Below are 14,683 nucleotides of genomic sequence, written 5' to 3' on the forward strand. Positions count from 1 at the left end.
GCGCGAACAGATCGAAAACTACTTCGAGATGTTCCTGACCAAGAAGCCGCAGGGCGTGGTCAATTACCGCACCGTGCGCGTGCTCGATGACGACAGCGCCGTGGATGCCGGCGTGTATACCTTCACGCTGACCGACAAGGCCGGCAACAAGAGCAACGTACAGGCCCGCTACACCTTCGTGTACGAAAAGCGCGACGGCAAGTGGCTGATCATCAACCACCACAGCTCGGCGATGCCGGAAGTGGATGCACCCAAGGTCGCCAAGGTCAAGTAAGCGGTACATCGCACCGGCGAGCGATCGCTGTCGACGCCACTGCGCACGCAACCGTCGGCGCCCCTCCCACGCCGACGGCTGTGCCAAGCGCATCGCACGATGCCACGCGCGCGATGCGCCGCTACGAGCACCCGCACGGCGCGCAACGCCGCCGTCTGCGCGGAGTGTGACTGCAGCCATTGCAGGCACGCACATCTGAGCGAACGGCCGAATTGATCAGGATCAAGGCAGCGGCGACGCCAAGCGCCAAGACTTCCCACATCCATTGCACCCCACGAAACTTCCCATGCGTATGCGCTCTACCCTATTGTTCGCCGTCCTGGCTCCTTTCGTCAGCCTCCCCGCACTGGCGCAATCCAAAGGCGACTGGACCGTTGCCGTCGGCGCCCATCAGGTCGCTCCCAAATCCGACAACGGCAGCCTGGTCGGCGGCACGCTCGACGTGGACGTGGGTAAAGACATCAAACCCACGTTTACAGCCGAATATTTCGTCGCAGACAACCTGGGCATCGAGGTGCTGGCTGCGCTACCGTTCGAGCACGACATTGCGATACGCGGCCTGGGCCGGGTGGGCAGCACCAAGCATCTGCCGCCGGTGATCTCACTGCAGTACCACTTCAATGCCCAAGGCACGTTCTCGCCGTTCGTTGGCGCCGGTATCAACTACACGCGCTTCTTCGGCACCGACACCCACGGTGCGCTGGCCGGCAGCGAGCTGGAGCTGGACGATTCCTGGGGCCTGGCACTGCATGCAGGCGTGGACTACACGCTCAGCGACCGCGGCGCACTGCGCGTCAACCTGCGCTGGATCGATATCGATACCCAAGCGCGCCTGGACGGCAACCGTATCGGCACGGTCAATATCGACCCGCTGGTCTACGGCGTGGCCTACGTGCACCGGTTCTGATCTCCCGCGGCGTGGGCGCATCTCTGGCACACTTGCCGCCCAGGGACGTGCATCCACCGCCGGAGTTGCGGACAGGTCGGTCACGTCGCCCGTCTGTCCGACCTACCGGGGATTCCATGAACACGCTGACTCGCACCGCCCTCGCCATCGCACTGGCCGCCTCGGCCGCACCCGCCCTTGCACAGTCGGCCGGTCATTGGACGACCGGTTACGGTGCCGGCTACGTCTCGCCCAAGTCCAATAGCGGCACCGTCGGCGGCACCCAGGCCGAGATCAAGGGCGCGCCGGCACTGTCGTTCACCTACGAATACTTCCTGCGCAACAACCTGGGTGTCGAAGTGCATGCGGCAGTTGCAGGCAAGCACGACCTCGAACTGCAGGGCATCGGCAAGGTGGGCAGCTATTGGTCGGTGCCACCGAGCGTGTTGTTGCAGTACCACATCAACGGCTATGGCACGGTGTCGCCTTTCGTGGGAGTGGGCATCAACTACACCACCTTCCTGGGCGAAGACACCGAGCCGACGATCGGCAGTGGCGATCTGCGCTTCGACGATTCGGTCGGCGCCACCGCGCATGTCGGCGTGGACTTCATCTTCAACGACCGCAGCGGTCTGCGCGTGGATGCGCGTTGGACCGATTCGCGCAGCAACGTCGACCTCAATGGCACGCGACTGGGCAAGGCGCGGATCGATCCGTTGACCTTCGGTGTGTCGTACTTGGTATATTACTAAGAGCGCCTCTGGCAACGCGACTGCGCTCACCGCCAGATGGGCACGGCCACTGCCCGGTGCGGCATGACCCCACGCGGATGCTGCGGTTGCCGCATTTCGCGCAAACCCGCCCGACAATTGCCTGCCACATCCGGGCGTGCTCCAGGCACGTGTCGGCACCATGCTGAGGCATGGCTGTCGCAGCTCCGGGGATGGCCATCAAACCGTCCCGGAGCGATGCGTACAATCGCCGGATGAAGACACTTTCCCTCTCTGCATTCGTTGCTGCGACGGCAATGGCCGCCGCGATCCACCCCTCCACCGCCCTGGCCTGGGGCCCGCAAGGCCACCGCCTGGTGGCGCGCATCGCCGAAACCGAACTGAGCACGCAGGCACGCGCGCAAGTAGCGCAATTGCTGGCCGGCGAGCCGGACCCGACACTGCACGGCGTGGCCACGTGGGCCGATGAGTTGCGCGAGCACGACCCCGACCTTGGCAAACGCTCCGGGCCGTGGCACTACGTCAACCTGGGCGAACACGACTGCGCGTACTCGCCGCCGCGCGACTGCCCGGACGGCAACTGCGTGATCGCCGCGCTCGACCAGCAAGCCGCCCTGCTCGCAGATCGCACCCAGCCGTTGGACGTACGCCGCCAGGCCTTGAAGTTCGTGGTGCATTTCGTCGGCGACATCCATCAGCCGATGCACGCCGGCTATGCGCACGACAAGGGCGGCAACGACTTCCAGCTGCAGATCGACGGCAAGGGCAGCAACCTGCATGCGCTGTGGGACAGCGGCATGCTCAACGACCGCCATCTGAGCGACGATGCGTACCTGCAACGCTTGCTGGCATTGCCGGCCGCCACTGCGGTGTCTGCGGCCCTGCCACCACCGGCTGCGGCATGGGCGCAGGCGTCGTGCGAGATCGCCGTCACGCCGGGCGTCTATCCGAGCGCGCACGTGCTACCCGCCACCTACATCGCCACCTATCGCCCGATCGCCGAAACCCAGCTACGCATCGCGGGTGACCGGCTAGCCGCCATCCTCAACGCGGCACTGGCCAGCCCCTGACGTGGAGACGCCGATGCAGCCCCAGGTACTTGCCTTCTTTCATGCCGACAGCAACACCTTCACCTATGTGGTCGCCGATGCGGCCACCGGTGCGGCGGCGGTGATCGACCCGGCGCTGGACTACGCGGCCGAGAGCGGCATCATCGGCAGCCAGGCGGCGCAGGGCATCCTTACCGCCATCGAGCAACACGGATGGCAGTTGCAGTGGCTGCTGGAAACCCATGCGCATGCCGATCACCTGTCTGCGGCGCAGTGGCTGAAGCAGCACTGGCCGCAGGCGCGCATCGGCATCGGCGAGGGAATTTGCCAAGTGCAACGAACCCTTGCCCCGCAGTACGCATTGCCGGACGACTTCCGTGCCGATGGCTCGCAATTCGATCATCTGTTCGCCGATGACGAGCGCTTCAAGCTTGGCGGTATCGAAGCACGCGTCATCGCGGTGCCCGGCCACACCAGCGACAGCATTGCGTATCTGATCGGCGATGCGCTGTTTCCTGGCGACTCGTTGTTCATGCCGGATGCGGGCACCGCGCGTTGCGATTTCCCGGGCGGCGATGCCCGCCAGCTGTTTGCGTCGATCCAACGCATGTACGCGCTGCCGGAGAGCACCCGCGTGTTCGTCTGCCACGACTATGGCCCGGGCGGGCGCGCGGTGGCGCATCAAACCAGCATTGGCGCGCAGCGGCGCAGCAACATCCACGTACGCGACGGCGTGGACGTGGAGACCTTCGTGGCGCAGCGGCAGGCGCGCGATGCCACCTTGCCCGAACCCAAGTTGATCCGCCCGGCCCTGCAAACCAATCTTCAGGCCGGGCGCTGGGCCGGAGTGGTCCTGTAGCGCGCGCCGGCTCGCCACGCGGTGCGCATCGCGTAGCCGCTATGATCGGGGCCTTGTCCTGGTGAGGAGCCTTCGATGCGCATGATCGGTTTCTGGCAGCGCGCCTTGTGCGTGCTGATGCTGACGTTGCCCCTGCTGGCGAGTGCGCAGACCGCCCCGGTGACGGTGTTTGCGGCCGCAAGCCTGAAAGAATCGATGGACGAAGCCGCCACCGCGTACGAAAAAGCGACCGGCACGCCGGTACGGGTGTCGTATGCAGCGAGTTCTGCCCTGGCACGCCAGATCGAACAAGGCGCACCGGCGGACGTGTTCTTTTCGGCCGACCTGGAGTGGATGGACTATCTGCAACAGCACGGCCTGGTACTGCCCGCGCAGCGCCACAACCTGCTCGGCAATACGCTGGTGTTGGTTGCGCCGGCGAGCAGCAAGCTGCGCGTGGATCCACGCGCGCCCGGCGCCATTGCCAAGGCGCTTGGCGAGAACGGGCGCCTGGCCGTTGGTCAGACCGCCAGCGTGCCGGCCGGTAAATACGCCGCCGCTGCGCTGCGCAAGCTCGGCCAATGGGATAGCGTCAGCAACCGTCTTGCCGAATCGGAAAGCGTGCGCGCGGCATTGATGCTGGTCTCGCGTGGCGAAGCGCCGCTGGGCATCGTGTATGGCTCGGACGCGCGCGCCGATGCCAAGGTGCGCGTGGTCGCCACCTTCCCCGACGACAGCCATGACGCCATCGTGTATCCGGTCGCTGCATTGAAGAACAGCAACAACCCCGCCACCGCCGCATTCGTGAGCTGGCTGGGAAGCAAGCCGGCCAAGGCGATCTTTGCGCGCCGTGGTTTTTCGCTGAAGGATTGAGGCGCACCGTTTGTCGATGTTCGCCCCGGAAGAGCTGACCGCGATCGGCTTGAGTCTCAAGGTCGCGATCGTGGCAGCGCTCGCCAGCCTGCCGCCGGGCATTGCCTGCGGCTGGCTGCTGGCGCGGCGCCGCTTCCCCGGCAAGGCCCTGCTGGACGCGCTGCTGCATCTGCCCTTGGTGATGCCGCCGGTGGTCACCGGCTATGCGCTCTTGGTGGTATTGGGCACGCAGGGCCCGGTGGGCAGCTGGTTGCTGGAACACCTCGGGATCCAGTTCGCTTTCCGCTGGACCGGCGCGGCGTTGGCGTGCGCGGTCATGGGATTTCCGTTGATGGTGCGCGCGATTCGTCTGTCCATCGAAGCCACCGATCGTCGCCTGGAAGCGGCCGCCGCCACGCTGGGCGCCGGGCCGTGGCGGGTGTTTTTCAGCATCACCTTGCCGCTGGCCTGGCCAGGCCTGGTCGCCGGCGTGGTGCTCGCGTTCGCCAAGGCGCTCGGCGAGTTCGGCGCCACCATCACCTTCGTGTCGAATATCCCCGGCGAAACGCAAACCTTGTCGTCGGCCATCTACGGGCTGATGCAGGTCCCGGGGATGGAATCGGGCATCTGGCGGCTGGCCGGGGTGGCGCTGGCGATTTCGCTGGCCGCGTTGCTGCTGTCCGAATGGCTGGTGCGCAGGCCGCATCCGCACGAGGAGGACTGATGCTGGATATCGATCTGCAGCTGCACCGCGGTACATTCGAGCGCCGCATCCGCATCCGGGACGACGCGCGCGTCGTGGCGCTGGTGGGCCCCTCCGGCGCGGGCAAGACCACGGTGCTCAACGCAATCGCCGGCCTGGTGCGCCCGCAGGCCGGGCATATCCGTATCGATGGGCGCTGCCTGTACGACGCCGGGCAAGGCATCGATCTGCCCACGCACCAGCGCCGGATCGGTTATGTGTTCCAGGATGCGCGGCTGTTCCCGCATCTGGATGTGCGGCGCAACCTGCGCTACGGCCGGCATGCGCGCAGCACGGCGCTCTTCGGCTTCGACGATGTGGTGGCCTTGCTCGGCATTGCACCGCTGTTGCAACGCCGGCCACGCAACCTCTCAGGCGGCGAAGCGCAGCGCGTGGCGATTGGCCGCGCGTTGTTGGCGCAACCGGCGATTCTGCTGTTCGACGAACCGCTGTCGGCCCTGGATCAGGCGCGCCGCGAAGAATTGATTCCCTACCTGCAGCGCGTGCGCGACGAGATTCGCCTGCCGATGCTCTACGTCAGCCACAACCCCGATGAAGTACAGCGTATTGCCGACAGCGTGCATGTGCTGGATTGACGGTGGTGTGGGCGTGGATAGGGCGCTTGCGTCGACGCGTTGCAAGACGGCCCAGCGTTGGTTGTGACTGGGACACGCTGCGCAACGGCTGCAGCAGCTATCGCACCACCTTCCCGGTCCGCACACTCACCCTGCCTTGCCGCACCTCGAAGGTGAACGCGAACGACAGCGTCACCGGTACCGGCTCGATCTGGGTGGCGTCGGTGCAGTCGTCCGGTGCTGCCGGCTGGGTAACCCCTGGTGCATAGGTGCATATCGTGGCTGGAACGAACTGCCATCGCAGCGCGGTAGTACGCACCGCTTGCATGAGGTCGGCGTTGTCCGGCAGCAACCCGGCGGCGCATTCGTCGCGGTCGGACATCGGATCCACGCGCTGCACCGTACCCTCTGCGCTCAGAATGAGATGCGCGCAGACGGTGGTGGGCGCCAGGCTCTGGCGCGGCGAATCGGCAGGTAGCACCGGGGCCTCGCTGCGCACCGCGCGTGGCATGCGAAAGCGTTGCGTCGGCGCCAGTGTGTAGGGTTGGACACCCGCAGCGCCGCCGTCCGGCTGTGAAGGCAACATGCGTTGATCCACCGAATCCTCGCGCTGGCTGCGTTGCCGTTCCGCGAGTTGGCGCGTGGCGCAACTACTCATGGCCAGCATCAGGGCGAGGCTGCCGATCAGGCAGCGGTTCATTGCAACCCTCCGCGTGAGGCGCATCCCGCAGGCGCACAGCGGGCAACCGGTTCGGACCGGTCGGCAGCGTGTGGGCGTGCAGCAGCTTCGGTACCGGGATGGATATCCGCAACCGCCGGTGCCGTGTCTGGTGGATCCAGTTCGAACTTCACCGGCACGCGCACCTCGGACGCCACTGCCTTGCCATCCTCCAGCGCAGGTGTGAAGCGCCAGTGGGGTGCTGCGTCGAGCACGGTCTGATCGAACACGCCCGCCGGCGTGCTGCGCACGATGGCGATATGCTCGGGTGTCCCAGTCGGGCTCACTGCGATCTGCAGTTCGACAAATCCCGCCAGGCCTGCAGCGACCGCGTCAGGCGGATACCTGGGCGGCCGCATGGTGCGGAAATCCAGCGCATTGCCGGGTACGCGCATGCCCTGCAATCGTGCAGGTTGGAACGCCCAGCAGGCGCCATTGAGCATCACCGCCATCGCCACCACGACGCGCAGGTTCCATCGCGCGCGGGGCATCTCCACCGCAGGCTTCAGCAATGCAGCCACGCGTTGGGTGAGCGCGTGCGGCGCATTCCAACGGCAGGCCGTCGGCGTCCAGCCGGCACCACCGTGGGTCTTGAGCATCGCGGTGGCGTAACTGCGGCGCTCGCCTGGGTAACGCGTCAGCACCTCTGCGTCGCAGGCCAGTTCCTGATCCAGCCGAAACGCGCGCCATGCCAGGTGCATCAACGGATTGCACCAGCCGATGCACAGCAACAGTGCCGCCAGCAGATTGGCATACAGATCGCCGCGCCGCAGATGCAGGCGCTCGTGGGCCAGGATCAAGGTACGTTCGGCGGCGCTGTAGCGCGTATCGAAATCCATCGGCAGCACGATGCGTGGGCGCCATAGACCCACAGACACCGGCAGGCCGACATCGCGCGTTGCCGCCCATATTTCGCCGTCGAGCGCATGCAATACACCCAGGCGGCGCACGAAACGGTGCTGTCGCCACCAGAGCGCAACGGCCATCGCGACCGCACCGGTTAACCACACAGCGAGCAGTTGTCCCGCCCATGCATGTTCGCTGCTTTGCAGGTTGAGCGGCATCGCGACCATCGCCGGCATCTTCGGCAACGCTGCCGATATCGGCGGCCCCGGTATTGCAGCTGCCAATACGGCGAGCGGCACAGCGGCCCAGATCGCATACGCCGCTGTTGCGCCCAGCCAGCCACGCAGTGCGCGCCGCAGCACCAGACAGGCCAGCAATGCGGCGCTGCCATACAGCGTGATGCGCAACAGCAAAGGCAAGTCAAGGTGCATCGTCCAACTCCTGGAGCAGGCGCTTCAGTTCGGCTATGTCGGACGCGCTGAGTTTCCCGCGTTCGCTGAAATGCGCCACCAGCGGCGCAACGCGCCCGCCGAATAGCCGCTGCAGCAAGCCTTCGCTCTGCTGCTGCACCCACTGTTCGCGCGCCAGCAGGGGCGCGTAGTGATATTTGCGGCCGTGTTTTTCTGCCGCGACCGCGCCCTTGGTGAGCAGCCGATTCAGCAAGGTCTTGATGGTGGGTTCGGCCCAGCCGGTATGCGCCAACGCGGCGATCACCTCTTCTGCCGTGCGCGGCGCATCCTCCCAGAGCACGTGCATCACTATCGCTTCTGCGTCACTGATCGGCATGCGATTACACCCGCAATTTTTACCGATTACGCGCGTAAACGGATTGATTGTCAAGCAGTGATCGAACGGGCTCCCGACACCTGCCCGCATTGATGGCGGCCGAGCATGGCGCACGAGTATGAGATGCAGGCAGCAGGCGACCGGCTCGGCTACTCTGCGCGGATGACCGAGCATCTCACCGATCTAAGCGCCGCCGTGGAGCGGATCCTACAACGCATCGACGGCCCGCTGCGCGTGGGCGCACCACTGGGCATCGGCAAGCCGCACCGCCTGTTGAACGCGCTCTACGCACAGCTCAAGGACACGCCGTCGCGGCCACTGGCGATTTACACGGCGCTCTCGCTCAATCCCCCCAGGCCGGGTGCCGGACTCCAGGCGCGCTTTGCCGCACCGTTCATCGCGCGCCATTTTGGCGAGGATTTCCCTCGCCTTGCCTATGTCGACGCCATGCTGCGCGATGCCTTGCCCGCGCATGTGCAGCTGGAAGAGTTCTACATGCAGTCCGGCGGGCTATTGCATTCCACCCAGGCCCAGGCCGACTACACGAGCCTCAACTACACGCATGCCGCCGCAGCGGTGGCGCAACGCGCGCCCAATCTGATCGTGCAAAAAGTGGCGCGCGAACCGGGCGGCACGCGGCTGTCGTTGTCGTGCAACAACGACATCACCCAGGACACGCTGGATGCGGTGCAGGCACTCGGCTTGCCGCGCCCGATGCTGGTGGCGGAAGTCGATGCGCAGTTGCCATGGATGGGAGGCGCCGCAGCGGTAGATGCCGCGTTCTTCGATCTGATCATCGATTTGCCAGGCCCGTTTCCACAGCTGTTCGGCTTGCCGCGGCAAGCGGTGAACAGCGTCGACTACGCCATCGGCTTGTATGCCAGTGCCCTGGTGCGCGATGGCGGCACCTTGCAGATTGGCATCGGCACGCTGGCCGATGCGCTGAGCCATGCGCTGGTGCTGCGGCATACCGACAACGCGACCTATCGCCGCGTGCTGCATGCGCTGGATCCGGCACTGGAGCAGCACCCGGCCGTGCAGTCCAGCGGCGGCCTGGAGCCGTTCGCCATCGGCTTGTACGGCTGCAGCGAAATGCTCAACGAAGGCTTCAAGCAATTGGTGGACAGCGGCGTGATCCGTCGCAAGGTGCATGACGACCTGCCGCTGATGCAGCGCATTGCCGATGGCAGCGCCGACGCCGCCGACCACGCACGGCTTGCTGCCGAAGGCGAGTTCCTGCATGGCGCCTTCTACCTCGGCTCGCCCGCGTTCTATCAATGGTTGCGCGATCTGGATGCATCGACACGCGCGGCGATCGGCATGCGCCGCATCAGCGAGATCAATCAGCTCTATGGCGGCAACGAAACGTTAAACCGGTTGAAACGCAGGGATGCACGCTTCTTCAACTCCTGCATGATGGCGACCGCGCTGGGTGCGGCAGTCTCCGACGGGCTGGAAGATGGCCGCATCGTGTCCGGGGTTGGCGGGCAGTACAACTTCGTGGCGATGGCGCATGCACTGCCGCAGGCACGTAGCGCCCTGATGCTGCGCGCCACCCGCGAGGCTGGCGCACACACCGCCAGCAACCTGCGCTGGAACTACGGCCACACTACCATTCCACGCCATCTGCGCGATCTCTACATCACCGAATACGGCATCGCCGACCTGCGCCACAAGACCGATCAGGACTGTGTATTGGAAATGGCCGCCATCTGCGACGCCCGCTTCCAGGATGAACTGCTTGCCCAGGCGGAACGGTCGCGCAAGCTGCGTATCGCACCGGAATTGCCGATACGCGCGCAGCGCAACACACCACGGGCACTGGAACAGGCGCTGGCGCCATTTCGACGCGACGGCAGCTTGCCCGATTACCCGCTTGGCAGCGACTTCACCAAGATCGAACAGCGTCTGCTGCCCGCATTGGGCTGGCTCAAAGGCGCAACCGCCAGCACTGGCGGAAAGATCGCCACGGTGGCCCGCGCCCTGCTCACGCGCGAAGCGTCGGACGCTAACGAGATCGACTGCCTTCAACGCATGGCGCTGGATGCGCCAAACAGTCTTGGCGATCGCCTGCAGGCGCGGCTGCTGACCTATGCATTGCGGCAGACCGCCGCTTCTTAAAAAAATGTCGCGATTTACAAACGGTACGAGCACACGGTAACAAGCACTGACGCATCACGGACACACAGCGGAAAGATATGCGTCAAACTGGGCCGTGATGATGGCGACCTCGTCGCTTTCCGGCTGTGCTGCATGCACCGTTTTCACGCATTTACTGCTTTTACCTCAGGCATCGATCGCAAAACGAAGTTGATGCGCCGAAAGCGAAGAACAACTTCGCGAGCCGCCATTTTTACCGCCTTGTTGCTGAGCAGTCTTGTCGCGCAAGCCGCGCCGCGCTTGACCGACCTGCAGTACATCGGCAGCCACAACAGCTACCACGCAGGCTTTGCGCCCAGCGAAGCGGCGTTATTGAAGCAACTGGACCCGGCGCTGTTTGCCGCGCTGGATTACCGCCATCCCGCATTGACGCAGCAACTTAACGATGGCGTGCGCCAACTCGAACTGGACGTCTTCGCCGATGCACAGGGCGGGCGCTACGCACACCCGGCCATCGTTGCGCAGATCGCCAAGGCCGGTCTGCCGACCGCACCGGCAAGCGCACCCACTGGGGTGATGGACCGACCCGGATTCAAGGTCATGCACGTGCAGGACCTGGACCAGCGCAGCAACTGCCAACCCTTGATTGCCTGCCTGCAGGAAATCCGCGCATGGTCGAAGCAGCATCCGGACCACGTCCCCATCTTCATCCTGCTCGAAACCAAGCAGGCGCCGATCCAGTTGGCGTTTCCCAGCGTGCAACCCGAACCCTTCGATGCAAAAGCGATGGATGCGCTGGATGCCGAAGTGCGTTCGGTCTTCCAAGCCGGCGAATACATCAGTCCCGATCAGGTACGCGGCCGCGCGCCCACGCTCAACGCGGCGGTGCTCGCGCACGGCTGGCCATCGTTGGCCCAGGCGCGCGGCAAGGTGGTGTTTCTGCTCGACCAACGCGTTGCCGGCGCCAGCTACCTGCCCGGACACCCGTCGCTGCGCGGCCGGGTCTGTTTCACCAATGCGGTGCCGGGCGAAGACGATGCAGCCTTCGTCGAGCTCAACGACGGACCTGCCGATGACATCAAGAAGCTGGTCAAGGCCGGCTATCTGGTGCGTACGCGTACCGATGCGGACTTGAAAGAAGCGCAGCACAACGACACCGCGCGGCGCGACGCCATGCTGGCCAGCGGCGCGCAATTGCTCAGTACCGACTTCCCGATCAACGAGCCGGCCGATAACGGCTACGTGGTTCGCTTCGACGGCGACGCGGTGGCGCGTTGCAATCCGCAGCGAACAAGCGCGCATTGCGACGGCACCGACCTGCATCACTGAGCGCACCACCGCGCGCAAGCGCAAGCCACCCACGCAGCAGACCTCTCGCAATGGAGGGCGTCGGCAATCTATCACCGCACCCGTTTATCGGACGCGGGTTTCCCCTTCTAATCACGCGAGCCCCAACATGCAGTCTTTCCGGCCCTTCCATCGTTTGAGCTGCGCCATTGCCGCGGTGCTTTGCGCACCGTCGCTTGCGTACGCTGCAGAGATGACCACCACCACGTTGGACTCGGTCAACGTGCAAGCCACCCACGCCGCTGCGCCGGGCTCGCTCAACGAACAGCGCCTATCCAATAGCGTCAACAGCGTGATGAGCAAGCAGCAGATCGATGCGATTCCTTCCGGCGGCATTGCCGATGTGGTGGCGCACATGCCGGGTTTGTCGTCCTACAGCGACATGCATCTTGGCCAAGCCACCACCGGCGAGAACGCCTACGTCAGCATCCGCGGCATGGACGCCAGCTATAACGCATACACGCTCAACGGGTTCGGCATGCCGGAAACCGACTCCTCGACGCGCGCCATCTCCTTGAACATGCTGGCGCCGTTCGGCATCCAGTCGGTGCAGGTCTCCAAATCGCCCACGCCCGACACGCCCGGCGATTCGATCGGCGGTGCGATCGACATGCGCACTCCCAATGCGTTTGATTTCGACCAGGACGTCTATGCCAAGAGCACCGCGCAAGGCCAGTTCAGCGCATTGGCCAACCACCTGGGCGGCAAGGACAGCGGCGGTACCTTCCAGCAGGAGCTGGCCTGGAAGTTCGGGCAAGGCGATGCCTTCGGCATCTACGCATCGGCCTACTACGGCAAGAACAACAACATGGCGCAGGCACCGGCGCCCAACAGCAAATACGTGCCCGCCGACCCTGCGCTCGCCGCGGCCACCGATTTGCGCGATGTTGGCCCGCTGATCAGCACTCGCTACAAATACAGCCTGTACGCCAGCCAGATCGAACGCTATGGCGGCAACCTGTCGCTGGATTGGCAGGGCGACACCAGCGCGCTGTATGCACGTGCCATCTACGGCAGCTACGGCGTCACCGGCACGCAGGACCAGTCCAGTGCGCGCCTGGAGACCTATCGCAACCAGCCCACGGCGGTGCGCGGCGGGTACTTCAATACGCACGATATCGACGAGACCCTGGCCACCTTGCAACTGGGCGGGCAGACCACGCTCGATCGGTTGCACGTCGACTACGGCACCTCGTTCGGCCGCGGCACCCGCAGCCGGCCGGATTATGTGTCGGCCAGCTTGTACGGGTTTACTCCGGGCAGCTTCGCCTTCGACCTCAGCGACCCCACCTACCCGAGCATCGGCCCGAGCTCGCCGGCGCTGAAGGACTTCTTCTACAACCTGGATTCTTCGCTGCTATGGAAGGTGCAGGGCCACGACGCCGGCAGCCACGATAACCGTTTCAACGCGCATACCGATATCGCGTATCAGGTCGATGGCGCTGTGCTGGACAGCGTCAAACTTGGCCTGTCGGCCGATCACTCCGAGCGCGATGCCTATGACCACCCGTTTTTCCACAAGGATGGCAACTTCGTCACCAACGGCCCGTACTTTGGCGGCCCCAATTACGCGTTTCCCACCGCCGGCGGCCCGCCGCTGAGCGCGATTCCCGGCCGCATCACTTACAACGCATTCGACGGTCACTACGCGGGGCCGTTCAAACTGCTGGATCGCGGCTGGATGCGCGCGCAGGCGCTGCCTTACAAATACGTCGACGACCCGAACGGCGCAGGCATCTATACCGCCAACGACTACAACGCCAACACCACCTCCAGCACCGAGGCGATCTATTCGGGCTATGCGATGGCCGCGCTGCATCTCGGCAAGGTGAGCATCCTGCCCGGCGTGCGCTACGAACTGACCCAGTATTCGGCCGACTCCTGGCAATCCAGCGGCGATGGCAGCACCGGCCGTTTCGTCGGCAGCGGCAGTACCTACGGTAAGGTCTTGCCGGGCATCAGCGTCAACTATCGGCCGGACGATCTCACCGTGTATCGCGCGTCGTTGCGCCGCAGTTTCAGCCGCCCGGCGTTCGGGCTGATTTCCGGCGAGACGGTGTATTCGATCGACGACACCCAAAAGGTGGTCGGCATCTCCAAGCCCAACCCCAACCTGCAGGCGAGCACCGCCGACAACGCCGACCTGTCTGCCGAATTCTACGACCACGAGGGCGGTGTGCTCAGCGCCTCGACGTACTACAAGCGCATCAATGGCTTCATCTATACCTCGCAATCGGCCACCAGCAACGACAGCACCCTGGGCGGCCTGGTGCCAACCGGCACCACCTTCGAAAATGGCGTGCCGGTGACCATGCCGCAGAATGGCGGCATCGCAAAGCTCTATGGGCTCGAGCTGGCAGCGAGCAAGCGGCTGCAACAGTTGCCCGGCCTCTGGAGCAATTTCGGTGTTACCGCCAACCTCACGCTGCAGCACAGCCAGGCAGATAGCAAACGCAGCGACCAGCCGGAAAAGACCTGGCTGCCGCGTGCGCCGGAGCGCATCTACAACCTGGACCTGTTCTACGACGACACCCATCTGCGGACGGACCTGAGCTACAACTACACCGGCCTGCAACTGCTGGGGCTCACCACCGACCGCCTCAATTACTACCTGCAGCCGGTGAAGTCGCTGGATTTCAACGCGACCTATCACTTGCCACACCATATCGATGTCGGCGTGTCGGCAAAGAACCTGCTCAATGCCGCCACGTTCTACGAAACGCAGGGCAAGTCCAAGCGCTACATGGCCTACGATCCCGGCGCCGACGGTGCCTATGTGCAAACCGGGCGCACCTACATGCTGACCTTGGGCTACACGTACTGATCCAAAGACCGGCACGCTGCAGCGGCGATCTTTCAACGCAAAGGACGCCGTTGCGTCCATTGCCTACGTGCTATTTAGCGGCTGGCGCAGCGCCATTGCTCGACACGCGATTGCA

14 protein-coding genes are annotated in these 14,683 nt (G+C 64.7%); 11 read left to right on the forward strand and 3 right to left on the reverse strand.

Going from position 1 to position 14,683, the window contains the following annotated elements:
- The 8 genes from EO156_RS16260 to modC all read left to right on the forward strand — a co-directional run.
- A partial coding sequence (locus EO156_RS16260) for an SgcJ/EcaC family oxidoreductase (protein WP_126936762.1) occupies positions 1-274 on the forward strand: 274 nt, incomplete at its 5' end.
- 286 nt (positions 275-560) lie between these two features.
- A complete protein-coding gene (locus tag EO156_RS16265; RefSeq protein ID WP_016850129.1) occupies positions 561-1,181 on the forward strand; it encodes an OmpW family outer membrane protein in 621 nt (206 codons plus the stop codon).
- Between the two features lie 116 nt (positions 1,182-1,297).
- Complete coding sequence (locus EO156_RS16270) at positions 1,298-1,912, forward strand: OmpW family outer membrane protein (protein ID WP_016850130.1); 615 nt, start codon at positions 1,298-1,300, stop codon at positions 1,910-1,912.
- A gap of 275 nt (positions 1,913-2,187) precedes the next feature.
- Complete coding sequence (locus tag EO156_RS16275) at positions 2,188-2,961, forward strand: S1/P1 nuclease (RefSeq protein ID WP_026007030.1); 774 nt, start codon at positions 2,188-2,190, stop codon at positions 2,959-2,961.
- Positions 2,962-2,974: 13 nt separating this feature from the next.
- A complete protein-coding gene (locus EO156_RS16280; RefSeq protein WP_016850131.1) occupies positions 2,975-3,799 on the forward strand; it encodes an MBL fold metallo-hydrolase in 825 nt (274 codons plus the stop codon).
- A 75-nt stretch (positions 3,800-3,874) separates the two neighbouring features.
- Positions 3,875-4,651, forward strand: coding sequence for a molybdate ABC transporter substrate-binding protein (gene modA / locus EO156_RS16285; RefSeq protein ID WP_016850132.1), 777 nt, complete (start codon positions 3,875-3,877; stop codon positions 4,649-4,651).
- Between the two features lie 16 nt (positions 4,652-4,667).
- A complete protein-coding gene (gene modB / locus EO156_RS16290) occupies positions 4,668-5,354 on the forward strand; it encodes a molybdate ABC transporter permease subunit (protein ID WP_016850133.1) in 687 nt (228 codons plus the stop codon).
- The gene (gene modC, locus EO156_RS16295; RefSeq protein ID WP_003490175.1) at positions 5,354-5,968 is read left to right on the forward strand and encodes a molybdenum ABC transporter ATP-binding protein; all 615 of its coding nucleotides are present in this window, start codon (positions 5,354-5,356) and stop codon (positions 5,966-5,968) included. Before modB ends, modC begins: the two co-directional genes overlap by 1 nt.
- Positions 5,969-6,065: 97 nt before the next feature.
- Here modC and EO156_RS16300 read toward each other — a convergent pair whose 3' ends face one another.
- The 3 genes from EO156_RS16300 to EO156_RS16310 are packed head-to-tail and all read right to left on the reverse strand — an operon-like array spanning position 6,066 to position 8,297.
- Positions 6,066-6,647: a hypothetical protein gene (locus EO156_RS16300; RefSeq protein ID WP_016850134.1), complete on the reverse strand. Its 582-nt coding sequence runs from the start codon at positions 6,645-6,647 to the stop codon at positions 6,066-6,068.
- Positions 6,644-7,942, reverse strand: a complete 1,299-nt coding sequence (locus EO156_RS16305) for a TonB family protein (protein WP_026007031.1) — start codon at positions 7,940-7,942, stop codon at positions 6,644-6,646. The genes EO156_RS16300 and EO156_RS16305 overlap by 4 nt, the downstream gene beginning before the upstream one ends.
- The gene (locus tag EO156_RS16310) at positions 7,932-8,297 is read right to left on the reverse strand and encodes a BlaI/MecI/CopY family transcriptional regulator (protein WP_016850136.1); all 366 of its coding nucleotides are present in this window, start codon (positions 8,295-8,297) and stop codon (positions 7,932-7,934) included. Before EO156_RS16310 ends, EO156_RS16305 begins: the two co-directional genes overlap by 11 nt.
- Before the next feature lie 162 nt (positions 8,298-8,459).
- Between EO156_RS16310 and EO156_RS16315 the strand changes: the two genes are divergently transcribed.
- The 3 genes from EO156_RS16315 (at position 8,460) to EO156_RS16325 (ending at position 14,568) form a co-directional block, all read left to right on the forward strand.
- Positions 8,460-10,418 (forward strand): acetyl-CoA hydrolase/transferase C-terminal domain-containing protein, encoded by a 1,959-nt coding sequence (locus EO156_RS16315; protein WP_029829369.1) that lies wholly within the window; start codon positions 8,460-8,462, stop codon positions 10,416-10,418.
- A gap of 132 nt (positions 10,419-10,550) precedes the next feature.
- Positions 10,551-11,726: a phosphatidylinositol-specific phospholipase C1-like protein gene (locus EO156_RS16320; RefSeq protein ID WP_016850138.1), complete on the forward strand. Its 1,176-nt coding sequence runs from the start codon at positions 10,551-10,553 to the stop codon at positions 11,724-11,726.
- 127 nt (positions 11,727-11,853) lie between these two features.
- On the forward strand, positions 11,854-14,568 hold the full coding sequence (locus EO156_RS16325; protein ID WP_029996369.1) for a TonB-dependent receptor: 2,715 nt from the start codon (positions 11,854-11,856) through the stop codon (positions 14,566-14,568).
- Positions 14,569-14,683 lie beyond the last annotated feature (115 nt).

The organism is Xanthomonas sp. DAR33341, assembly GCF_003992815.1.
Taxonomy (GTDB): Bacteria; Pseudomonadota; Gammaproteobacteria; order Xanthomonadales; family Xanthomonadaceae; genus Xanthomonas; species Xanthomonas cissicola.

What these genes read in the sequence shown, in the direction of transcription:
- EO156_RS16265 (WP_016850129.1), top strand. Translation starts at nt 561, where the DNA reads ATGCGTATGCGCTCTACCCTATTGTTCGCCGTCCTGGCTCCTTTCGTC.
- EO156_RS16275 (WP_026007030.1), top strand. Translation starts at nt 2,188, where the DNA reads ATGGCCGCCGCGATCCACCCCTCCACCGCCCTGGCCTGGGGCCCGCAA.
- EO156_RS16280 (WP_016850131.1), top strand. Translation starts at nt 2,975, where the DNA reads ATGCAGCCCCAGGTACTTGCCTTCTTTCATGCCGACAGCAACACCTTC.
- modB (WP_016850133.1), top strand. Translation starts at nt 4,668, where the DNA reads ATGTTCGCCCCGGAAGAGCTGACCGCGATCGGCTTGAGTCTCAAGGTC.
- EO156_RS16325 (WP_029996369.1), top strand. Translation starts at nt 11,854, where the DNA reads ATGCAGTCTTTCCGGCCCTTCCATCGTTTGAGCTGCGCCATTGCCGCG.
- modA (WP_016850132.1), top strand. Translation starts at nt 3,875, where the DNA reads ATGCGCATGATCGGTTTCTGGCAGCGCGCCTTGTGCGTGCTGATGCTG.
- EO156_RS16320 (WP_016850138.1), top strand. Translation starts at nt 10,551, where the DNA reads ATGCACCGTTTTCACGCATTTACTGCTTTTACCTCAGGCATCGATCGC.
- EO156_RS16305 (WP_026007031.1), bottom strand. Translation starts at nt 7,942, where the DNA reads ATGCACCTTGACTTGCCTTTGCTGTTGCGCATCACGCTGTATGGCAGC.
- EO156_RS16315 (WP_029829369.1), top strand. Translation starts at nt 8,460, where the DNA reads ATGACCGAGCATCTCACCGATCTAAGCGCCGCCGTGGAGCGGATCCTA.
- EO156_RS16270 (WP_016850130.1), top strand. Translation starts at nt 1,298, where the DNA reads ATGAACACGCTGACTCGCACCGCCCTCGCCATCGCACTGGCCGCCTCG.
- EO156_RS16310 (WP_016850136.1), bottom strand. Translation starts at nt 8,297, where the DNA reads ATGCCGATCAGTGACGCAGAAGCGATAGTGATGCACGTGCTCTGGGAG.
- modC (WP_003490175.1), top strand. Translation starts at nt 5,354, where the DNA reads ATGCTGGATATCGATCTGCAGCTGCACCGCGGTACATTCGAGCGCCGC.
- EO156_RS16300 (WP_016850134.1), bottom strand. Translation starts at nt 6,647, where the DNA reads ATGAACCGCTGCCTGATCGGCAGCCTCGCCCTGATGCTGGCCATGAGT.